At 70.9% G+C, this 19870-nt stretch carries 23 protein-coding genes; 17 read left to right on the forward strand and 6 right to left on the reverse strand.

The genetic code is table 11. The annotated features are described in order from the left end of the window. Positions 1-28 precede the first annotated feature (28 nt). On the reverse strand, positions 29-745 hold the full coding sequence (gene ndgR, locus OG408_RS28620) for an IclR family transcriptional regulator NdgR (protein WP_024490257.1): 717 nt from the start codon (positions 743-745) through the stop codon (positions 29-31). A gap of 174 nt (positions 746-919) precedes the next feature. Here ndgR and leuC point away from each other — a divergent pair, with 174 nt between their 5' ends. The 4 genes from leuC to OG408_RS28640 all read left to right on the forward strand — a co-directional run bounded on the left by leuC (position 920) and on the right by OG408_RS28640 (position 4090). After that, the gene (gene leuC, locus OG408_RS28625) at positions 920-2344 is read left to right on the forward strand and encodes a 3-isopropylmalate dehydratase large subunit (RefSeq protein ID WP_266783334.1); all 1425 of its coding nucleotides are present in this window, start codon (positions 920-922) and stop codon (positions 2342-2344) included. Between the two features lie 5 nt (positions 2345-2349). Then, positions 2350-2943, forward strand: a complete 594-nt coding sequence (leuD, locus tag OG408_RS28630; RefSeq protein WP_266783336.1) for a 3-isopropylmalate dehydratase small subunit — start codon at positions 2350-2352, stop codon at positions 2941-2943. 104 nt (positions 2944-3047) lie between these two features. Further along, the gene (locus OG408_RS28635) at positions 3048-3275 is read left to right on the forward strand and encodes a hypothetical protein (protein ID WP_266783338.1); all 228 of its coding nucleotides are present in this window, start codon (positions 3048-3050) and stop codon (positions 3273-3275) included. Positions 3276-3418: 143 nt separating this feature from the next. Further along, positions 3419-4090 (forward strand): HU family DNA-binding protein, encoded by a 672-nt coding sequence (locus OG408_RS28640; protein ID WP_266783340.1) that lies wholly within the window; start codon positions 3419-3421, stop codon positions 4088-4090. A gap of 141 nt (positions 4091-4231) precedes the next feature. Here OG408_RS28640 and OG408_RS28645 read toward each other — a convergent pair whose 3' ends face one another. Beyond that, positions 4232-4435: a hypothetical protein gene (locus tag OG408_RS28645; RefSeq protein WP_266783342.1), complete on the reverse strand. Its 204-nt coding sequence runs from the start codon at positions 4433-4435 to the stop codon at positions 4232-4234. Positions 4436-4445: 10 nt separating this feature from the next. Then, positions 4446-5129, reverse strand: coding sequence for a 2-phospho-L-lactate guanylyltransferase (gene cofC / locus OG408_RS28650; protein WP_285565777.1), 684 nt, complete (start codon positions 5127-5129; stop codon positions 4446-4448). 160 nt (positions 5130-5289) lie between these two features. On the opposite strand from cofC, the gene OG408_RS28655 reads away from it, so the two are divergent. The 3 genes from OG408_RS28655 to OG408_RS28665 all read left to right on the forward strand — a co-directional run bounded on the left by OG408_RS28655 (position 5290) and on the right by OG408_RS28665 (position 8279). Further along, a complete protein-coding gene (locus OG408_RS28655; RefSeq protein ID WP_266783346.1) occupies positions 5290-6045 on the forward strand; it encodes a lysophospholipid acyltransferase family protein in 756 nt (251 codons plus the stop codon). Next, positions 6042-7052 carry an NAD(P)H-dependent glycerol-3-phosphate dehydrogenase gene (locus tag OG408_RS28660; RefSeq protein ID WP_266783348.1) on the forward strand — a complete coding sequence of 337 codons (1011 nt, stop codon included), beginning with the start codon at positions 6042-6044 and terminating at the stop codon, positions 7050-7052. Before OG408_RS28655 ends, OG408_RS28660 begins: the two co-directional genes overlap by 4 nt. A gap of 69 nt (positions 7053-7121) precedes the next feature. Continuing rightward, positions 7122-8279 (forward strand): D-alanine--D-alanine ligase family protein, encoded by a 1158-nt coding sequence (locus OG408_RS28665; protein WP_266783350.1) that lies wholly within the window; start codon positions 7122-7124, stop codon positions 8277-8279. Between the two features lie 49 nt (positions 8280-8328). Here OG408_RS28665 and OG408_RS28670 read toward each other — a convergent pair whose 3' ends face one another. Continuing rightward, positions 8329-8817: a DUF3515 domain-containing protein gene (locus OG408_RS28670; RefSeq protein ID WP_266783352.1), complete on the reverse strand. Its 489-nt coding sequence runs from the start codon at positions 8815-8817 to the stop codon at positions 8329-8331. 20 nt (positions 8818-8837) lie between these two features. Continuing rightward, positions 8838-9071, reverse strand: coding sequence for an Lrp/AsnC family transcriptional regulator (locus OG408_RS28675; protein ID WP_064070330.1), 234 nt, complete (start codon positions 9069-9071; stop codon positions 8838-8840). Between the two features lie 308 nt (positions 9072-9379). On the opposite strand from OG408_RS28675, the gene OG408_RS28680 reads away from it, so the two are divergent. Both OG408_RS28680 and thiD read left to right on the forward strand, forming a co-directional pair. Continuing rightward, positions 9380-10351 (forward strand): thiamine-phosphate kinase, encoded by a 972-nt coding sequence (locus OG408_RS28680; protein ID WP_266783356.1) that lies wholly within the window; start codon positions 9380-9382, stop codon positions 10349-10351. 10 nt (positions 10352-10361) lie between these two features. Continuing rightward, the gene (gene thiD / locus OG408_RS28685; protein ID WP_266783359.1) at positions 10362-11171 is read left to right on the forward strand and encodes a bifunctional hydroxymethylpyrimidine kinase/phosphomethylpyrimidine kinase; all 810 of its coding nucleotides are present in this window, start codon (positions 10362-10364) and stop codon (positions 11169-11171) included. A 96-nt stretch (positions 11172-11267) separates the two neighbouring features. Here the strand turns inward: thiD and rpmB are convergent, their stop codons facing one another. After that, entirely contained in the window at positions 11268-11453 is a 186-nt protein-coding gene (rpmB, locus tag OG408_RS28690; RefSeq protein WP_003965989.1) for a 50S ribosomal protein L28, read from the reverse strand. A 257-nt stretch (positions 11454-11710) separates the two neighbouring features. Between rpmB and OG408_RS28695 the strand changes: the two genes are divergently transcribed. The 8 genes from OG408_RS28695 to rnc all read left to right on the forward strand — a co-directional run bounded on the left by OG408_RS28695 (position 11711) and on the right by rnc (position 19843). Next, the gene (locus OG408_RS28695; RefSeq protein ID WP_266783361.1) at positions 11711-13333 is read left to right on the forward strand and encodes a DAK2 domain-containing protein; all 1623 of its coding nucleotides are present in this window, start codon (positions 11711-11713) and stop codon (positions 13331-13333) included. 63 nt (positions 13334-13396) lie between these two features. Next, the gene (gene recG / locus OG408_RS28700; RefSeq protein ID WP_285565764.1) at positions 13397-15601 is read left to right on the forward strand and encodes an ATP-dependent DNA helicase RecG; all 2205 of its coding nucleotides are present in this window, start codon (positions 13397-13399) and stop codon (positions 15599-15601) included. Positions 15602-15725: 124 nt separating this feature from the next. Beyond that, positions 15726-16310 carry a 16S rRNA (guanine(966)-N(2))-methyltransferase RsmD gene (gene rsmD / locus OG408_RS28705; protein ID WP_266783365.1) on the forward strand — a complete coding sequence of 195 codons (585 nt, stop codon included), beginning with the start codon at positions 15726-15728 and terminating at the stop codon, positions 16308-16310. A 26-nt stretch (positions 16311-16336) separates the two neighbouring features. Then, positions 16337-16816, forward strand: coding sequence for a pantetheine-phosphate adenylyltransferase (gene coaD / locus OG408_RS28710; protein ID WP_187285416.1), 480 nt, complete (start codon positions 16337-16339; stop codon positions 16814-16816). A gap of 98 nt (positions 16817-16914) precedes the next feature. Continuing rightward, complete coding sequence (locus OG408_RS28715; RefSeq protein ID WP_266783367.1) at positions 16915-18000, forward strand: cell division initiation protein; 1086 nt, start codon at positions 16915-16917, stop codon at positions 17998-18000. 214 nt (positions 18001-18214) lie between these two features. Continuing rightward, positions 18215-18823 (forward strand): YceD family protein, encoded by a 609-nt coding sequence (locus tag OG408_RS28720; RefSeq protein WP_266786473.1) that lies wholly within the window; start codon positions 18215-18217, stop codon positions 18821-18823. Positions 18824-18825: 2 nt separating this feature from the next. Then, positions 18826-18999, forward strand: coding sequence for a 50S ribosomal protein L32 (rpmF, locus tag OG408_RS28725; protein WP_003965982.1), 174 nt, complete (start codon positions 18826-18828; stop codon positions 18997-18999). Positions 19000-19018: 19 nt separating this feature from the next. After that, positions 19019-19843 (forward strand): ribonuclease III, encoded by an 825-nt coding sequence (gene rnc, locus OG408_RS28730; RefSeq protein WP_266783369.1) that lies wholly within the window; start codon positions 19019-19021, stop codon positions 19841-19843. The last annotated feature ends 27 nt before the right edge of the window (positions 19844-19870 follow it).

Below are 19870 nucleotides of genomic sequence, written 5' to 3' on the forward strand. Positions count from 1 at the left end.
TGCTGGGGGAAGCGGGACGGGCGCCGGTTCAGCCCGTGCGGCGCAGCGCCTCGCTCAGCCGGGCGGCCGAGTCGATGATCGCCTGGGCGTGCATCCGGCCCGGGTGGCGGGTCAGCCGCTCGATCGGCCCGGAGACCGAGACCGCCGCGACGACCCGGTTCGAGGGGCCGCGCACCGGAGCGGAGACCGAGGCCACGCCCGGTTCGCGCTCACCGATCGACTGGGCCCAGCCCCGGCGCCGTACGCCGGAGAGCGCCGTCGCCGTGAAGCGGGCGCCCTGGAGGCCGCGGTGCAGACGCTCCGGCTCCTCCCAGGCCATCAGGATCTGGGCGGAGGATCCCGCCTTCATGGTGAGCGTGGAGCCGACCGGCACGGTGTCCCGCAGTCCGGACAGCCGCTCCGCCGCCGCCACGCAGATCCGCATGTCGCCCTGCCGGCGGTAGAGCTGGGCGCTCTCGCCGGTGATGTCGCGGAGGTGGGTGAGCACCGGTCCCGCCGTGGCGAGCAGCCGGTCCTCGCCCGCCGCCGCGGCGAGCTCCGACAGGCGGGGGCCGAGAATGAAACGGCCCTGCATGTCCCTCGCCACCATGCGGTGGTGTTCCAGTGCCACGGCCAGTCGATGGGCCGTGGGTCGTGCGAGCCCGGTCGCCGCTACCAGCCCGGCGAGGGTGGCAGGCCCGGACTCCAGGGCGCTCAATACCAGAGCTGCCTTGTCGAGAACGCCGACGCCGCTAGAGTTGTCCATACGACGATACTCGCGTCTCACTCTGTGAAACGCAAGTTCAATTTTCCGGGGAAGTTGCGAACCTGTAGGGGCGGCCGCACAACGGCCCGTAGCCACCGCCCCGTACGGGGGTCCGGACGGGGGCGCACCGAATCTCTAGTTGGGCCGGCGAAGACGCCGGCCGGAGGGAAAGCGATGGGTAGGACACTCGCGGAGAAGGTTTGGGACGACCATGTCGTCCGGCGCGCCGAAGGTGAGCCCGACCTCCTCTTCATCGATCTGCACCTGCTGCACGAGGTGACCAGCCCGCAGGCCTTCGACGGTCTGCGGCAGGCCGGACGCCCGGTGCGGCGCCTCGACCTCACCATCGCCACCGAGGACCACAACACCCCGACCCTCGACATCGACAAGCCGATCGCCGACCCGGTCTCCCGCGCCCAGCTGGAGACCCTGCGCAAGAACTGCGCGGAGTTCGGCGTCCGGCTGCACTCGCTGGGTGACGTCGAGCAGGGCGTCGTGCACGTGGTCGGCCCGCAGCTGGGGCTGACCCAGCCGGGCACCACCGTCGTCTGCGGCGACTCCCACACGTCCACGCACGGCGCGTTCGGCGCCCTCGCGTTCGGCATCGGGACCAGCCAGGTCGAACACGTGCTGGCCACCCAGACGCTGCCGCTGGCCCGTCCGAAGACTATGGCGATCACCGTCGAGGGCGAACTGCCCGACAGCGTCACCGCCAAGGACCTGATCCTCGCGATCATCGCCCGGATCGGCACCGGCGGCGGCCAGGGCTACATCCTCGAATACCGCGGCTCCGCCATCGAGAAGCTCTCGATGGAGGCCCGGATGACCATCTGCAACATGTCGATCGAGGCCGGGGCGCGGGCCGGGATGATCGCCCCCGACCAGGCCACCTTCGACTACCTGCAGGGCCGCGACCACGCCCCGCAGGGCGCGGACTGGGACGCCGCCGTGGCGTACTGGAAGACCCTGCGCTCGGACGACGACGCGGTCTTCGACGCCGAGGTGGTCATCGAGGCCGCCGAGCTGGCGCCGTTCGTCACCTGGGGCACCAACCCCGGCCAGGGCGCGCCGCTGTCGGCCAACGTCCCCGATCCTGCTTCGTACGAGGACGCCTCGGAGCGCAACGCCGCCGAAAAGGCCCTGGAGTACATGGGGTTGACCGCCGGCCAGCCGCTGCGCGACATCAATGTCGACACCGTCTTCGTAGGCTCCTGCACCAACGGCCGGATCGAGGACCTGCGCAACGCGGCCGCGATCCTGGACGGCCGCAAAGTCGCCGACGGCGTACGGATGCTGGTCGTCCCGGGCTCCGTCCGGGTCGCCCTGCAGGCCGTCGAGGAGGGCCTGGACAAGGTCTTCACCGCCGCCGGCGCCGAATGGCGGCACGCGGGCTGCTCGATGTGTCTCGGCATGAACCCCGACCAGCTGGCCCCCGGCGAGCGCTCCGCCTCGACCTCGAACCGTAACTTCGAGGGCCGGCAGGGCAAGGGCGGCCGTACGCACCTGGTCTCCCCGCAGGTCGCCGCCGCCACCGCCGTGCTGGGCCATCTGGCCTCGCCGGCCGACCTGTCCGACGACCGCACGCCCGCCGGAGTCTGAGAATCATGGAAGCTTTCACCGCACACACCGGCCGGGCCGTCCCGCTGCGCCGCAGCAACGTCGACACCGACCAGATCATCCCCGCCCACTGGCTGAAGAAGGTCACCCGGGACGGCTTCGAGGACGGGCTCTTCGAGGCCTGGCGCAAGGACGAGAACTTCGTCCTCAACCGCCCGGAGCGCAAGGGTGCCTCGGTCCTGGTGGCCGGCCCCGACTTCGGCACCGGCTCGTCCCGCGAGCACGCCGTCTGGGCCCTGCAGAACTACGGCTTCAAGACCGTCATCTCCTCCCGGTTCGCCGACATCTTCCGCGGCAACTCGCTGAAGAACGGTCTGCTGACCGTGGTTCTGGACCAGCAGACCGTCGACGCGCTGTGGGACCTGACCGAGGCCGACCCCACGGCCGAGGTCACCGTCGACCTGGAGAAGCGGCAGGTCCTCGCCGAGGGCATCACCGCCGACTTCGAGCTCGACGAGAACGCCCGCTGGCGGCTGCTGAACGGTCTGGACGACATCAGCCTCACCCTTCAGAACGAAGCGGACATCGCGGCCTACGAGGCGGCCAGGCCGGCCCACAAGCCCCGTACAATTAACGCCTGAGCAGCGCTTTTCCAGTACTGCGCCCCCTGCCATCTGGTAGGGGGCGCAGTCGCTTGTTGAGCCCCCGTCGGGCGACAACTCGCCCCAGATGGCACAATCGGTGCATGGAACGCGACAGCCAACTCAAGCTTTACGGCCAAGTCGCCGACCGATTGAAGGAAGCGCACTCACAAGTGCGTGCACTGCAAGTCCCGGAGGGCGTACGGATGGCGCTGAACCGGAAGCTGTTGGTCGTCACGGCCGCGGCGAAGCACGATCTCCCAGATGCAGCAAGGCGTCTGGACCGGTTGATGAAGGACCTCGATGAGGGCCGATTCCCCGAAGGTGACTGACTCTGCGGAACTGCGCAGCGGTCGACTTCGTTGCGGCACTAGGGTGATTAGCCCGTTTCGTGTTTGATTTGCGGTATATATCTGCCTAACGTGCGAAAAAGCCTGAACAGTTTCGTTCTGGCAATGTCTCCGAAGGGGAAGACGTGAACAAGGCGCAGCTCGTAGAAGCGATTGCCGACAAGGTCGGCGGCCGTCAGCAGGCCGCGGACGCCGTCGATGCGGTGCTCGACGCGATCGTTCGTGCGGTTGTCGCAGGTGACCGGGTTTCGGTCACCGGCTTCGGCTCGTTCGAGAAGGTCGACCGCCCGGCCCGTTACGCCCGCAACCCGCAGACGGGTGAGCGCGTACGGGTCAAGAAGACCTCGGTGCCCCGCTTCCGTGCGGGACAGGGCTTCAAGGACCTGGTGAGCGGCTCGAAGAAGCTCCCCAAGAACGACGTGGCCGTGAAGAAGGCCCCCAAGGGCAGCCTCTCGGGAGGTTCTTCCACCCGGACGACGGCCAAGGCCGCCGCCAAGAAGGCCACCGCGAAGAAGGCCGTGGCGAAGAAGGCCACCGCCAAGAAGACCGTGGCAGCGGCGAAGAAGACCACCGCCACCGCCAAGAAGACCACCGCGAAGAAGACGTCCGCGGCGGCGAAGAAGACCACGGCGGCCGCGAAGAAGGCGACCCCCGCGGCGAAGAAGACGACGACCGCCAAGAAGGCCGTCGCCAGCAAGACCGCGCCCGCCAAGAAGACCACGGCGAAGAAGGCGCCCGCGAAGAAGACCACGGCGCGCAAGACCACGGCCAAGAAGGCCACTGCACGCAAGAAGTGAGACCGGGCCGCACAGGCTCCTCACACGCGCCGGGCCGGGCTCCCCTCGGGGGAGCCCGGCCCGCGGGCTGTCCGGGGGAGTGGCGGCCGGGCTGTCCCGGGGAGGGCTTGCGGGGCCGTTCCGGGTCGGCGGCCGCCGGGTTCAGAAGGTCTGCAGCGTCACCAGGGTGATGCGCAGTCCGCCGCCCTCGCCCTCGCCCTCGATCCGCACCCGTTGCCCCGGACGCAGCAGCCGCAGCCCGCCGGCGTCGAAGGCCGGGGCGTCGAAGTCCACCGGGGTGCCGTCGTCGAGCAGCACGCTGCCGGTCCGGGTCTCGGGGTCGTACGTGTACGAGGTCGCCTGCATGAACGGCAGCCTATCGGTCCATCGCGGGGACGCCCGCGGCCCAGCGCCCCGCCGTGTACGGGCCCACGCCCAGGGCCAGCGCCGCCCGCAGGTCCGCTCCGGTGTCCACGTCCCGGCGCACCGAATCGATACCGGACAGGGTGATCTCCGCCGCGCCCGAAGCGAGATGCCGGGCCCTGGACGGACCGCCGAAAGCGGGCCGCAATTCCACTCCCGGCCCAGCGGACAGAAATGTTGTTCCGATTCCCGCGGCGTCGGCCACAAAAGCCCGCGGAAAAGCGGCAGAAAATTCGAGTACGCGGGACAATTCCGCCGGACGCAGCGCGGGCAGGTCGGCGTTGAGCGCGGCGACGGCGGCCCGGGGCCGGACCGACCGCACGGCATGCTCACCGTGGGCGAGGGCCGCGTTGAGCCCGGCGGCCGGGGCGTCGGCCACGACCCGGGCCCCGAGCGCCGCCAGTGCGGCACCGGCCGCCGTGTCGTCCGTGACGACCACCACATCGGCCACCTCCGGGCAGGCCAGTGCGGCGGACACGGTGTCCCGGGCGAACGCCAGGGCCAGCCGGGGCCGCAGCAGGGCGCCCGACGCGGGCATCAGCCTGCTCTTGGCCCGCGCCAGGGGCTTCAACGGGACGACCAGCGACCAGGGGCCGGTCGGGTCGGTGTTCGTGGCGGTCTCCCCCTCGATGCGCATGGCCGCCTATTCTCGCCTGCCGGTGGGACAACCCGGAGGGTCGGTCCCGAAGGCGAGGCGTACGGTGTTCTCGACAGAGCAGGGGCCTGGGGCGAGACTTGACCGTCGGTAGTCAGTCAGCAGTCGGCTCCGCAGTCAGGTCCTAGAGGAAGGTGTCCGAGTGTCCCGCCGCAGAATCGGCTTCTGGTACCGCCTGGCGGCGGTCATCGCAAAACCGCCGCTGGTGGTTCTGTTCAAGCGCGACTGGCGGGGAATGGAACACATTCCGGCCGACGGCGGATTCATCACCGCGGTCAATCACAACTCGTATCTGGACCCGCTTTCGTACGGGCACTTCCAGTACAACACCGGACGGGTGCCGCGGCTCCTGGCCAAGGCGGGACTCTTCAAGACCCCCTTCGTCGGCATGATGCTGCGCGGCACCGGCCAGATCCCCGTGTACCGCGAGACCACCAACGCGCTGGACGCCTTCCGGGCCGCCGTCGACGCCATCGAGCGCGGCGAGTGCGTGGCCTTCTACCCGGAGGGCACGCTCACCCGCGACCCCGCGATGTGGCCGATGGCCGGCAAGACCGGTGCCGCCCGCGTCGCGTTGATGACCCGCGCTCCCGTCATCCCCGTCGCCCAGTGGGGCGCCAACCTGGCGGTGCCGCCCTACGCCACGGAGAAGAAGGTCCGGCTCTTCCCCCGCAAGACCCTCCAGGTCCAGGCAGGACCGCCGGTCGACCTCACCCGCTTCTACGACCGGGAGGCGACGCCCGAGGTGCTGCGCGAGGCGACCGAGGTCATCATGCTCGCGGTCACCGCGCAGCTGGAGGAGGTGCGCGGCGAGAAAGCGCCCGCCGAGCTCTACGACCACCGCAAGGCCCGTGCCGAACAACGGCGCAAGGCTGCCGAAGGAGAGGGACCCAAGTGACACACCCCGTGAAGGCAGCCGTCTTCGGAACCGGCTCCTGGGGTACGGCCTTCGCCATGGTCCTCGCCGACGCGGGCTGCGAGGTCACCCTCTGGGGGCGCCGGGCCGAGGTCACCGAGGCCATCAACACCACCCGGACCAACCCCGGCTACCTGCCGGGCATCGAGCTCCCCGCATCGGTCCGGGCCACCACGGACGCCGCCGACGCCCTGCGCGGCGCCGACTTCGCGGTGCTCGTCGTACCGTCGCAGACCCTGCGCGCCAACCTCGCCGACTGGGCCCCGCACCTGGAGCCGCAGACGGTGCTGGTCTCGCTCATGAAGGGCGTCGAACTCGGTACCGCGAAGCGGATGAGCGAGGTCATCGAGGACGCCACCTCGGTCTCCGCCGACCGCATCGCCGTCGTCACCGGGCCCAACCTCGCCAAGGAGATCGCCGAACGCCGCCCCGCCGCGGCCGTCGTCGCCTGCCGGGACGAGGCCGTCGCGCGCCGCCTCCAGGCCGCCTGCCACACCCCCTACTTCCGCCCGTACACCAGCACCGACGTGGTCGGCTGCGAACTCGGCGGCGCCGTCAAGAACGTCATCGGGCTGGCCGTGGGCATCGCCGACGGCATGGGACTCGGCGACAACACCAAGGGCTCGCTCATCACCCGGGGCCTCGCCGAGACCATCCGGCTGGGCGTCGCCATGGGCGCTGACCCGCTGACCTTCTCCGGACTCGCCGGTCTCGGCGACCTGGTGGCGACCTGCTCGTCGCCGCTCTCGCGCAACCACACCTTCGGCACCAACCTCGGCCGCGGCATGACGCTCCAGGAGACCATCGCGGTCACCAAGCAGACCGCCGAGGGCGTCAAGTCGTGCGAGTCGGTGCTCGACCTGGCCCGCCGGCACGGCGTCGAGATGCCCCTCACCGAGACGGTCGTCGGCATCGTTCACGAGGGCAAGCCGCCGATGGTCGCGCTCAAGGAGCTCATGTCGCGCAGCGCCAAGGCCGAGCGGCACTGACCCCGTTCGGCCCCGGGCGGCCCCGGCCGCGCTGACGTCACCCGTACCAGCAGGTACGCTCATCGCGATATGAGCAGCGAGAACCTCCCCCAGAGCACGGAGCAGCAGCTCCGCAAGCCGCGTGTGGCCGTCGTGTTCGGCGGCCGCAGCTCCGAACACGGCATTTCGGTGGTCACGGCCGGTGCGGTCCTGAACGCGATCGACCGGACGAAGTACGACGTCCTGCCGATCGGCATCACGACGGACGGCCGCTGGGCGCTCACCGCCGACGCACCCGAACGCATGGCCATCACGGACCGGAAGATGCCGGACGTGGCGCAGCTGGCCGAGTCCGACGAGGGCGGCGTGGTGCTGTCCGTCGATCCCGGCAGCCGTGAAGTGGTCTACAGCGAGCCCGGATCGGTCCCCAAGGTGCTCGGCGACGTCGACGTCGTCTTCCCCGTCCTGCACGGCCCCTACGGTGAGGACGGCACGCTCCAGGGCCTCCTGGAGCTCTCCGGTGTGCCGTACGTCGGCGCCGGTGTGCTCGCCTCGGCCGTCGGCCAGGACAAGGAGTACATGAAGCGGGTCTTCACCTCCTTCGGACTCCCGGTCGGCCCGTACGTCGTCGTGCGCCCCCGCGAGTGGGACAACGACCCGCAGGGCGCCCGCAAGCGGATCGTGGACTTCGCCGGAGACCACGGCTGGCCGCTCTTCGTCAAGCCCGCCCGGGCCGGCTCGTCCATCGGCATCACCAAGGTCGAGGACCCCGCCGGACTCGACGAGGCGATCGAGGAGGCCCGCCGCCACGACCCCAAGTTCCTCGTGGAGTCACTGCTGCGGGGCCGCGAGATCGAGTGCGGGGTACTGGAGTTCGAGGACGGACCGCGTGCCAGCGTGCCGGCCGAGATCCCGCCGGTCACCTCGCACGACTTCTACGACTTCGAGGCCAAGTACATCGACGCGGCGTCCGGGATCGTGCCCGCGCCGCTCACCGACGAGCAGACCGCCGAGGTCCAGCGGCTCGCGGTCGACGCCTTCGAGGCCGCCTCCTGCGAGGGCCTGGTGCGCGCCGACTTCTTCCTCACGGAGGACGGCGGCTTCGTCATCAACGAGATCAACACCCTGCCGGGCTTCACCCCGATCTCCATGTACCCGCGGATGTGGCAGGAGAGCGGCGTCAGCTACCAGCAGTTGGTGGACCGGCTGATCCAGGCGGCGCTCGACCGGCCGACCGGTCTGCGCTGACACCCCGCCGACGCGGCCGAGGGCGTGCGCTCCGCACCGGAGCGCACGCCTACAGGCTGCTGGGAACCGTCTTCTTCACCGCCGGGGCGAACGCCGCCAGCGGGGTCGCGTCGTGCTCGTACGCCTTCGAGAGCGTGACCTCGACATACGCCTTGCGCAGGGTCGTCGTGAAGCGCGGCCCGTCGCCGTCCCGCTGCTCCAGCATCCAGTTGACGCCGTTCGCCTCGGCGGCCTTCGCCTGGGAGTCGTCCATCTTCGCGGGGCGCGGAACACCGCAGCGCAGTACGATCGCCCCGTCACCCCACCCGGCGGTCAGGTCCGAACGGGGCGCGGGATCACCGCGCTCCAGACCGGCGACGGAACTCGGCAGTTCCCTGTGCAGCGCACGGCAGTAGGCTGCGGCTTCCGAGGACGGAGTGGGCACCGTGACCGATGCCGACGCGTCCGTGGAGGTGCAGCCCGCCGCGGCCATGAGCACCAGGGCTGCGGACGGACCGAGGAGCACGGGGTGGGGGAGCCGGCGGCGGGAAGACGTCACCGGCCCAGCGTAGACGGGGGCTACAGGTGAACGACCGGGCAGGTCAGGGTTCGGGTGATGCCGTCCACTTGCTGGACCTTGGCGACCACCATGCGTCCGAGCTCGTCGACCGTGTCGGCCTGAGCACGCACGATCACGTCGTAGGGACCGGTGACGTCCTCTGCCTGGATCACTCCCGGAATCTTGGCGATGGTCTCGGCGACGGTCGACGCCTTGCCCACCTCGGTCTGAATAAGGATGTACGCCTGTACCACGGAACCTCCAGGGCGGCCACGAGGATCATGTGGGGGAAAGGGACGCCACGGTATCGCGTTGCCGCGGGCCGCGGGGAGACCTGTGGGCCGGATGACGCCCACAGCGTGGCGTACAGAACACACAAGTTGACGTATCTCTTGACAGTACCGACAGCAGTGACGGCCCGCGACCGCAAGCTCAGTGGCGCGGACGGGGGACAGGCGGTGCGGGCGTGCCCGTGACCACCAGGGCGGCGCACGGTCCGGGCGCCCGGCCGCTGAAGCAGGCCGGACGCCCGTCCGGCCCCATAGATGAGAGGTGAGACTCGGTGAAGGGAACCGTGGGCGAGTTGGGGGAGTTCGGGCTCATCAGGGAACTGACGTCCCGGCTCACCACCACTCCGGCGGTACGGCTGGGGCCCGGCGACGACGCCGCGGTCGTGACCGCCCCCGACCGCAGGGTCGTGGCCAGCACGGACATCCTGCTGGAGGGGCGGCACTTCCGGCGTGACTGGTCGACGGCGTACGACGTCGGCCGCAAGGCAGCCGCGCAGAACCTCGCCGACATCGCCGCCATGGGCGCCGTGCCCACCGCGCTGCTCCTCGGCCTCGTCGTCCCCGCCGAACTCCCGGTCACCTGGGCCGGGGAACTGATGGACGGCATCCGTGACGAGTGCCAGGTCGCGGGGGCGGCCGTCGTCGGCGGCGACGTCGTGCGCGGCGACACCATCACCGTCGCGATCACCGCGCTCGGCGATCTGCGCAACCACGAACCCGTCACCAGGGCGGGCGCCCAGCCCGGCGACGTCGTCGCCGTCACCGGCTGGCTCGGCTGGTCCGCCGCCGGGTACGCCGTCCTCTCCCGGGGCTTCCGCTCGCCGCGCGCCTTCGTCGAGGCCCACCGGCGTCCCGAACCGCCGTACCACGCGGGCCCCGCGGCGGCCGGTCTCGGCGCCACCGCGATGACCGACGTCAGCGACGGGCTCGTCGCCGACCTCGGCCACATCGCCGAGGCCAGCAAGGTCCGGATCGACCTGCGCTCCGGGCTCATCGACATCCCCTCCCAGATGTCCGACATCGGGCAGGCCGTCGGCGTGGACCCGCTGCAGTGGGTGCTCACCGGGGGCGAGGACCACGCGATCGTCGCGACGTTCCCGCCCGACGTGAAGCTGCCGGCCCGCTGGAAGGTGATCGGCGAGGTCCTCAACCCCTCGGCGCTGCCCCAGGTGACGGTCGACGGGGCGCCCTGGACCGCCAAGAGCGGGTGGGACCACTTCGGCGACATCGAGGACGCCCAGTAGATTGCGGCGTATGCCCATACCTTCCGCCGTACCGCCCCGAGTGCTCACCGTCGCCGGATCCGATTCCGGCGGCGGTGCGGGCATCCAGGCCGACCTGAAGACGATGCTGGCCCTCGGCACTCACGGCATGAGCGTGCTGACCGCCGTGACCGCCCAGAATTCGCTGGGCGTGCAGGGTGCCTGGGAACTGCCCGCCGAGGCCGTGCGCGCCCAGTACCGCAGCGTCGTCGACGACATCGGCGTGAGCGCCGTCAAGACCGGCATGCTGTCGTCCGCGCTGCTCGTCGAGACCGTTGCCGCGCTCCTCGCCGGGACGGACGCCCCCGTCGTCGTCGACCCGGTCGGCGTCTCGAAGCACGGAGACCCACTGCTGGCTGCCGAGGCGCTCGACTCGGTCCGTACGAAGCTGCTGCCCGTCGCGACCGTGGCGACCCCGAACCTCGACGAAGTGGCGCAGCTCACCGGCATCACCGTCACCGACGAGACCGGAATGCGCCGGGCTGCGGCCGAACTGCTCGGCTTCGGACCCCGCTGGGTCGTCGTCAAGGGCGGGCACCTGCCGGGCGAACCCGTCGACCTGCTGACGGACGGCACCGAGGAACACTGGCTGCGCGCCCCCCGCCACGACAACCGCCACACGCACGGCACGGGCTGCACCCTGGCCTCGGCGATCGCCTGCGGACTGGCGCTGGGCCAGGACGTGCCCACGGCGGTCCGGGCCGCGAAGACCTACGTCACCGGGGCCATCGCGGCCGGCTTCGCGCTGGGCGCGGGGATCGGCCCGGTCGACCACGGGTGGCGGCTGCGGGACGCCCGCTGAGCCGCCCGGCGCCCTGTCCGGGCACAGCAAAAAGCCGGTCCACCGAGGTGGACCGGCTTTTTGGGCAACCGGTAAGGCTGCGCTACGACGGGAACGTCAGCGCGCGACCTTGCCGGCCTTGATGCACGAGGTGCAGACGTTGAGCCGCTTCGGCGTCCGCCCGACCACGGCACGCACGCGCTGGATGTTGGGATTCCAGCGACGGGACGTACGGCGGTGCGAGTGCGAAATGCTGTTGCCGAAGCTCGGCCCCTTGCCGCAAACGTCGCAGTTGGCAGCCACGGGTCACTCCAAAACTTCAGATGCACTTACAGTGAATTCCGGCACGCCGGAATCATTGACTGAAGTGGCGGTACCGGGGGAATGTCCCGACTCTCGTCGGGCAACCGAAGCAGCATACAACGGCTGCGTCGGAGATACGAAACTACCATGGGTTCCACAGCCGCCCGCCCCGCCCCGGGGCCCGTCCCACCGGCCGGCCGGGGCTACTCTGCGGGGCAGCCCGCCGCCCCGGTACGCGTTTCGAGGAGGACCATCAGGTGCCGCAGACCGCCGACGACCTGGACGCCGTCGCGGTGCGTACCTGGTGCTCACTGGCGCTGGACGCACTGGGCCGGGAGCGCGAGGCCATCGACGCGATCAACGTGTATCCCGTCGCCGACGGCGACACCGGGACCAATCTCTACCTGACCGTGGAATCCGCGGCCGCGGCCGTCGAAGCCGTCTTCGCCGCCCATGAGACCGGCACCTCCGCGCCTTCCACCGCCGACGCGGTACGCGCCATGGCGCACGGCGCGCTCATCGGGGCCCGCGGCAACTCCGGCACGATCCTGGCCCAGCTGCTGCGCGGCATGGCCGGGGTGCTGGCGGAGGGAGCCGGCCCCGGCCGGCTGGCCCCGGCCCTGGCCTTCGCCGCGGCATCGGCCCGTGAGGCGGTCGCCCGTCCGGTGGAGGGCACCGTCCTCACGGTGGCCGCCGAGGCCGCCGCAGCCGCCGGACGGGTGGCGGAGGGCGCCGGAGCGTCCACGGTGGTACGGGCGGCGTACGAGGGGGCGCGGACGGCCCTGGACGCGACCCCGGGACAGCTCGCTGTCCTCGGCCGGGCCGGAGTCGTCGACGCCGGCGGACAGGGACTGGTGGCCGTGCTCGGCGCCCTGGTCGAGGCCGTCTCGGGCCGGGCCCCGGAACGCGCGCCCGCACCGTCCGCCGCCCCGTCCGCCGTCGTGGACTGCCCCGCGTCCGACGCCCCCCAGGACGGTCCGGCCTTCGAGGTCATCTACCTGCTGGAGGCCGAGGACCCGGCCGTCGAACGGCTGCGGGCCCGCCTCGACACCCTGGGCGACTCCCTCGTGGTGGTCGGCGGCGACGGGCTGTGGAACGTCCATGTGCACGTCGACGACGCGGGAGCGGCGGTGGAGGCCGGGGTCGAGGCCGGACGGCCGTACCGCATCCGCATCACCCACTTCGCCGCTGACCGGCTCCACGCCCGCCCCGAACCCGCCCAGCGCGCCGTCGTCGTGGTCGTCCCGGGCGACGGCCTCGGCGGCCTGTGCACGGAGGCCGGCGCGACGACCGTGCTCGCGCGGCCCGGGGAGCCGCCCGCCAGCGGCGAACTCGTCGACGCGATCCGCCGCGCCCACGCCCGCGAGGTGGTGCTCCTGCCCAACGACGGGGACCTGCGCCACACCGCCGCGGCCGCCGCCGAGCAGGCCAGGACCGAGGGCGTCCGGGTCGCCCTGATCCCGACCCGCGCCGCCGTCCAGGGCATAGCCGCCCTGGCCGTACACGAACCGGACCGCAGCTTCGACGAGGACGTGGTCGCGATGACCGCGGCGGCCGGCGCCACCCGGTACGCCGAACTGGCCGTCGCCGAACGGCAGTCCTGGACCATGGCGGGCATCTGCCAGGCCGGCGACATCCTGGGCCTGATCGACGGCGATGTGGCCGTCATCGGCGAGGACGTCCCCGAGACCGCCCGCAAGGTGCTGGACCGCATGCTCTCGGCGGGCGGCGAACTGGTCACGCTGGTCCTCGGCGAGGACGTCCCGGACACCCTCGCCGACGCCCTGGAGGAACACGTCCGCGAGGGCTACCTGGCCGTGGACACGGTGGTGTACCGCGGCGGCCACCAGTGCGCTCCGCTGCTCATCGGGGTGGAGTAGCGCCCGCGGACTTCGGGCGCTCCGGTGGCGCCCGCCGGACAACTGTCAGTGCCGTGGTGTGCAATGGACCGCGTGTCTGCGTTCGACGAACCCCTCAAGAAGCTGCTCGGCGGCCCCACCGCGAAGGTGATGGCCGAGCACCTCGACCTGCACACCGTCGGTGATCTCCTCCATCACTACCCGCGGCGGTACGAGGAGCGCGGCCGTCTCACGGCACTGACCGACCTCCCGCTGGACGAGCACGTGACGGTCGTCGCCCAGGTCGAGGACGCCCGCGTGATGATGTTCAACGGCGGCCGGGGCAAGCGCCTCGAAGTGACCCTCGGCGACGGCCACGGCCGCCTCCAGCTGGTCTTCTTCGGCCACGGCGTGCACAAGCCGCACAAGGAGCTGCTGCCGGGCCGGCGCGCCATGTTCGCCGGCAAGGTCTCCGTCTTCAACCGGAAGATGCAGCTCGCCCACCCCACGTACCAGCTGCTCGACGACGAGGCCGGGGCGACCGAGGCCGTGGACGCGTTCGCCGGCAAGCTGCTCCCGATCTACCCGGCCTGCAAGCAGCTCGACTCCTGGCGGATCGCCAAGGCGGTCGACACGGTGCTGCCGAGCGCCCAGGAGGCCGTCGATCCGCTGCCGGCCGCGCTGCGCGAGGGCCGGGGGTTCACCTCGCTCCCCGAGGCGCTGCTGAAGATCCACCGGCCACAGACCAAGGCCGATGTCGCGGCGGCCAGGGACCGGCTGAAGTGGGACGAGGCCTTCGTCCTCCAGGTCGCCCTGGCCCGCCGCCGGTACGCGGACACCCAGCTCCCCGCGGTGGCGCGGCGGCCCGTCCCCGGCGGGCTGCTGGACGCCTTCGACGCCAAGCTGCCCTTCACCCTCACCGACGGCCAGCTCAAGGTCTCCAAGGAGATCTTCGACGACCTGGCCACCGAGCACCCGATGCACCGGCTGCTCCAGGGCGAGGTCGGCTCGGGCAAGACCATGGTCGCGCTGCGCGCGATGCTCGCCGTCGTCGACGCGGGCGGGCAGGCCGCCATGCTCGCGCCCACCGAGGTCCTCGCCCAGCAGCACCACCGGTCCATCACCGAGATGATGGGCGAGCTCGCGGAGGGAGGCATGCTCGGTGGCTCCGACCAGGGCACGAAGGTCGTCGTGCTGACCGGCTCCATGGGTATGGCCGGCCGCCGTCAGGCGCTGCTCGACCTGGTCACAGGCGAGGCCGGGATCGTCATCGGGACGCACGCCCTGATCGAGGACAAGGTGCAGTTCCACGACCTGGGACTCGTCGTCGTCGACGAACAGCACCGCTTCGGCGTGGAACAGCGCGACGCCCTGCGCTCCAAGGGGAAGCAGCCGCCGCACCTCCTCGTCATGACCGCCACCCCCATCCCGCGCACGGTCGCCATGACCGTCTTCGGCGACCTGGAGACCTCCGTCCTGGACCAGCTGCCGGCCGGCCGTTCGCCGATCGCCAGCCATGTCGTCCCCGCCAAGGACAAGCCCCACTTCCTCAGCCGCGCCTGGGAACGGGTCCGCGAGGAAGTGGAGAACGGCCACCAGGCGTACGTGGTCTGCCCCCGCATCGGTGACGACGAGGACGACGCGAAGAAGAAGGGGAGCGGGAAGAAGAAGGCCGCCGACGAGGAGGGGGACAAGCGCCCGCCGCTCGCCGTCCTGGAGATCGCCGAGCAGCTCGCCAAGGGGCCGCTCGCGGGACTCCGCATCGAGGTGCTGCACGGCAGGATGCACCCCGACGACAAGGACGACGTGATGCGCCGCTTCGCCGCGGGCCAGGTGGACGTCCTGGTGGCCACCACCGTCATCGAGGTCGGGGTCAACGTCCCCAACGCCACCGCGATGGTGATCATGGACGCCGACCGGTTCGGCGTCTCCCAGCTCCACCAGCTCCGCGGCCGGGTGGGCCGCGGCTCCGCGCCCGGACTCTGCCTGCTGGTCAGCGAGGCCCACGAGGCGAGCCCCGCCCGCGCCCGGCTCTCCGCCGTCGCCGCCACCCTCGACGGCTTCGAGCTGTCCCGGATCGACCTCGAACAGCGCCGCGAGGGCGATGTCCTCGGCCAGGCCCAGTCCGGCGTCCGCTCCTCGCTCCGGGTGCTGAGCGTCATCGACGACGAGGAGGTCATCGCCGCCGCCCGCGAGGAGGCCGTCACGGTGGTGGCCGCCGACCCGGACCTGGAGCACCTGCCCGAGCTGCGCATCGCCCTGGACGCCCTGCTCGACAAGGACCGCGAGGAGTACCTCGACAAGGGATGACCCGCGGGGCACGGGAGACGGCGGGGGACCGCCGCGGGCGCCCCGGCCGCCCCGACGCCATATCGTGGGAGGCACGGCGCCCGCAGCACCCTGCGCGCCGCCCCGACCCGAGGACCAGACACCCATGACCCGCGTGATCGCCGGCTCGGCCGGCGGACGCCGCCTGGCCGTCCCGCCCGGCACCGGCACCCGCCCCACCTCCGACCGCGCGCGCGAGGGCCTGTTCTCCACCTGGCAGGCGCTCCTGGGCACCCTCGACGGCATCCGGATCGCCGACCTGTACGCGGGCTCCGGGGCCGTCGGCCTCGAGGCGCTCTCCCGCGGCGCGGTCCACGCCCTGCTCGTCGAGGCCGACGCGAAGGCCGTCCGCACCGTCCGGGACAACGTCCGGACCCTGGGCCTGCCCGGCGCCGAGGTCCGGGCCGGCAAAGCGGAGCAGATCGTGACAGGACCGGCGCCCGAGGATCCGTACGACGTGGTCTTCCTGGACCCGCCGTACGCCGTCACCGACGACGATCTTGGCGAGATCCTGCTCACACTCCGTACCCAGGGGTGGCTCACGGGCGATGCGCTCGTCACGGTGGAACGCAGCACCAGAGGCGGAGAATTCAGCTGGCCCAAGGGTTTCGAGCCATTGCGGGCCCGTCGCTACGGCGAGGGAACGCTTTGGTACGGTCGCGCCGCCGCTACGTGCGAAGACGCACGATGACCGGACCGGAGAGCGAGGGAAACAAGTTGCGCCGCGCCGTCTGCCCGGGGTCGTTCGACCCCATCACCAACGGACATCTCGACATCATCGGCCGTGCCTCGAAGCTGTACGACGTCGTACATGTCGCGGTCATGATCAACCAGTCGAAGAAGGGCCTGTTCACGGTCGACGAGCGGATCGAACTGATCCGCCAGGTCACCGCGGACTTCGGCAACGTCCAGGTCGAGGCCTTCCACGGCCTGCTGGTCGACTTCTGCAAGCAGCGCGACATCCCGGCGATCGTGAAGGGCCTGCGGGCCGTCAGCGACTTCGACTACGAGCTCCAGATGGCCCAGATGAACAACGGGCTCTCCGGCGTCGAGACGCTCTTCGTGCCGACCAACCCGACCTACAGTTTCCTGTCGTCCTCGCTGGTCAAGGAGGTGGCGACGTGGGGCGGAGACGTCTCGCACCTGCTGCCCCCGCTGGTCCACGAGGCCCTGACCGAACGCCTCGCTCAGCAGTGAGGCGCTGACAGTCCGTCACCAGGTGTCGGGCGGGCGCCGACTGGCCGTACAGTCGTCCCGTCCGTCTCCAATCGGCAGTAGAGAGTGGCGAGCACACGGTGGACGTGCAGAAGAAGCTCGACGAGATCGTCGAAGCGGTCGGGAACGCCCGGTCCATGCCCATGTCGGCATCCTGCGTGGTCAACCGCGCCGAACTCCTCTCCATGCTGGAAGAGGTGCGCGAGGCCCTGCCCGGCTCGCTCGCCCAGGCCGCGCAGGTCATCGGCGGCCACGAGCAGCTCGTCGAGCAGGCCCGCCAGGAGGCGGGGCGGATCATCGAGACCGCCCACGCCGAGCGAGGCACCCTCATCTCCGAGACGGAGATCGTCCGGCGCTCCCAGGCCGAGGCCGACCGGGTCCTCGGCGAGGCCCGCAAGGACGCCGACGAGATCCGCGCCGAGGCCGACGAGTACGTCGACAGCAAGCTCGCGAACTTCGAGGTCGTCCTCACCAAGACCATCGGCTCCGTCGACCGGGGCCGCGAGAAGCTCCTCGGCCGCGGCCAGGGCTTCGACGAGCAGGGCTACGAGGACCCGGACTTCGCCGAGGCCCCCGAGCGCAGCGCCGACCCGGCCACGCTCCAGCGCCGGGCCGACGAATACGTGGACACCAAGCTCGGCGCCTTCGAGGCGGTGCTCGCCAAGACCCTGGAAGCGGTCGGCCGGGGCCGGCAGAAGCTGCACGGCCGGGTCGCCACCGACGACCTCGGCGCACACATGGCCGCGCAGGACGCCGCGGGCAGCCAGGGCCACACCAGCGACGAGGACCACTGGGCGGGACTGGCCGAGATCGCCACCCCGGAACCGCTCCAGGTGCCCCAGCAGCAGACGGAACCGCAGTACCCCGTCCAGACGGAGCCGCAGTACGCGCAGACGTACGGGTACCAGGACCAGCCGCAGCAGGACGTGTACGGCTACCAGCAGCAGCCCGACCCCTACGCGGCGTACCAGCAGCAGGGCTACGACCCGAACCAGGGCCAGGTCCCGATGCCCGCGCAGGGTTACGACGCCTGGCAGCAGCAGCCCGCGCAGCCCCAGCAGGAGCCCTACCCGCAGCACGGCGAGGGCGCCCTGGACGAGACCAGCCTGTTCGACACCGGCATGATCGACCTGGATCAGCTCCGCCGGTACGAACAGGAGCGCTGACCGGTCCCGGGGCCCTGCCCCGGGGCGGATCAGGGGCGGATTGGGAGCTGGGCGATGTGTCCAGTATCCTGGCTCTTCGGTCGCGCGTATGTCCGCGATCCCGGCTGCCCGCTTCGGCTCCGAACCGGTCGGCCCACTCCCCACCACGCGTGATGCGCATGATTCGAAAGCAGGAAAAGCCCTGAACGGCCACCTCGACCACCGAAACCCTCTCGTGTTCGATACGCACGAGCTGGGTCGGCGTCCCGGTGCCCTGAAGCGGCTGACCCGCTCCGCGGAAGCTCCCAAGGACCTCGGTATCGACGGGGTCATCGGTGTGCCGGAAGGCGCACCCGTGGAGCTGGACGTCCGCCTCGAATCGGTCATGGAAGGTGTGCTCGTCACAGGCACCGCCCGTGCATCCGCCGAGGGGGAGTGCGTAAGGTGTCTGGAGCCGGTCGACCTCCAGGTCGAGGCGGACTTCCAGGAAATGTTCTCGTACCCTGACGCCGATGACCGGAACCGCAGCAAGACGGCGGATCCGGTCGACGACGCCGAGGACGACGAGGACAGGTTCTTCCTCGAGGACGGCTTGTTCGACCTCGAGTCGGTGCTGCGTGATGCGGTGGTGCTCGCACTGCCGATGCAGCCGGTGTGCAAGGAGACCTGTGCCGGTCTGTGTTCCGAATGCGGAATCAGGCTGGACGAGAATCCGGGCCACCACCACGATGTCGTCGATGCTCGTTGGGCGGCATTGCAAGGACTCGCCGAGACCGTTCAGGACGGCGAGAAGGACAACATGGGCGGCGCCGGTCCCGGCGTCGACGAGAAGCAGGAGAAGTAGCCGTGGCTGTTCCGAAGCGGAAGATGTCGCGCAGCAACACGCGCCACCGCCGGTCGCAGTGGAAGGCTGCGGTCCCCACCCTGGTTTCGTGTGAGCGTTGCCAGGAGCCGAAGCTGCAGCACATCGCGTGCCCCAGCTGCGGCACGTACAACAAGCGCCAGGTCCTCGAGGTCTGAGCGGCTGGTGAGAGGCCCGATGTCTGAGTTGTCCCACGCCAAGAAGCAGGCAGACAACGTCAACACAGCCTCGTCCCACACGCTTCTGGAAGGGCGGCTCGGGTACCACCTCGAGTCCGCCCTTCTGGTGCGTGCGCTGACCCATCGTTCGTACGCGTACGAGAACGGCGGTCTGCCCACCAACGAGCGGCTCGAATTCCTCGGGGATTCGGTGCTCGGCCTGGTGGTCACGGACACGCTGTACCGCACTCACCCCGACCTGCCTGAAGGCCAGCTGGCCAAATTGCGGGCCGCGGTGGTCAACTCGCGTGCGCTTGCGGAAGTGGGCCGCGGCCTCGAACTCGGCTCCTTCATCCGGCTCGGCCGCGGTGAAGAGGGCACGGGTGGCCGGGACAAGGCGTCCATCCTCGCCGACACCCTGGAAGCGGTGCTCGGTGCGGTCTATCTCGATCAGGGCCTCAGCGCGGCCTCGGAGCTGGTTCACCGGCTCTTCGACCCGCTGATCGACCGGTCCTCGAACCTCGGCGCCGGCCTGGACTGGAAGACCAGTCTCCAGGAACTCACCGCGAGCGAGAGCCTCGGAGTCCCCGAGTACCTCGTCACGGAGACCGGCCCGGACCACGAGAAGACCTTTACTGCTGCCGCTCGCGTCGGTGGTGTCTCGTACGGCACCGGCACCGGCCGTAGCAAGAAGGAAGCGGAGCAGCAGGCGGCTGAATCCGCCTGGCGTGAGATCAGCGCCGCCGCGGAGGCGCGGGAGGCTGCGGCGAAGGCCGCTGCCGACGGAGGGGCCGCCGACACCCCTGCCGACCCGTCGTCGTCCACGGACGTCGCTCCGGCCTGACCCGGAAACCCCTCGGTGCCCTGGCAC

This window comes from Streptomyces sp. NBC_01257 (assembly GCF_035917255.1).
Lineage (GTDB): Bacteria > Actinomycetota > Actinomycetes > Streptomycetales > Streptomycetaceae > Streptomyces.

What these genes read in the sequence shown, in the direction of transcription:
- thiD (WP_266783359.1), top strand. Translation starts at nt 10,362, where the DNA reads ATGCCCATACCTTCCGCCGTACCGCCCCGAGTGCTCACCGTCGCCGGA.
- cofC (WP_285565777.1), bottom strand. Translation starts at nt 5,129, where the DNA reads ATGCGCATCGAGGGGGAGACCGCCACGAACACCGACCCGACCGGCCCC.
- ndgR (WP_024490257.1), bottom strand. Translation starts at nt 745, where the DNA reads ATGGACAACTCTAGCGGCGTCGGCGTTCTCGACAAGGCAGCTCTGGTA.
- leuC (WP_266783334.1), top strand. Translation starts at nt 920, where the DNA reads ATGGGTAGGACACTCGCGGAGAAGGTTTGGGACGACCATGTCGTCCGG.
- leuD (WP_266783336.1), top strand. Translation starts at nt 2,350, where the DNA reads ATGGAAGCTTTCACCGCACACACCGGCCGGGCCGTCCCGCTGCGCCGC.
- OG408_RS28645 (WP_266783342.1), bottom strand. Translation starts at nt 4,435, where the DNA reads ATGCAGGCGACCTCGTACACGTACGACCCCGAGACCCGGACCGGCAGC.
- rsmD (WP_266783365.1), top strand. Translation starts at nt 15,726, where the DNA reads ATGACCCGCGTGATCGCCGGCTCGGCCGGCGGACGCCGCCTGGCCGTC.
- recG (WP_285565764.1), top strand. Translation starts at nt 13,397, where the DNA reads ATGGACCGCGTGTCTGCGTTCGACGAACCCCTCAAGAAGCTGCTCGGC.
- rnc (WP_266783369.1), top strand. Translation starts at nt 19,019, where the DNA reads ATGTCTGAGTTGTCCCACGCCAAGAAGCAGGCAGACAACGTCAACACA.
- OG408_RS28635 (WP_266783338.1), top strand. Translation starts at nt 3,048, where the DNA reads ATGGAACGCGACAGCCAACTCAAGCTTTACGGCCAAGTCGCCGACCGA.
- OG408_RS28665 (WP_266783350.1), top strand. Translation starts at nt 7,122, where the DNA reads ATGAGCAGCGAGAACCTCCCCCAGAGCACGGAGCAGCAGCTCCGCAAG.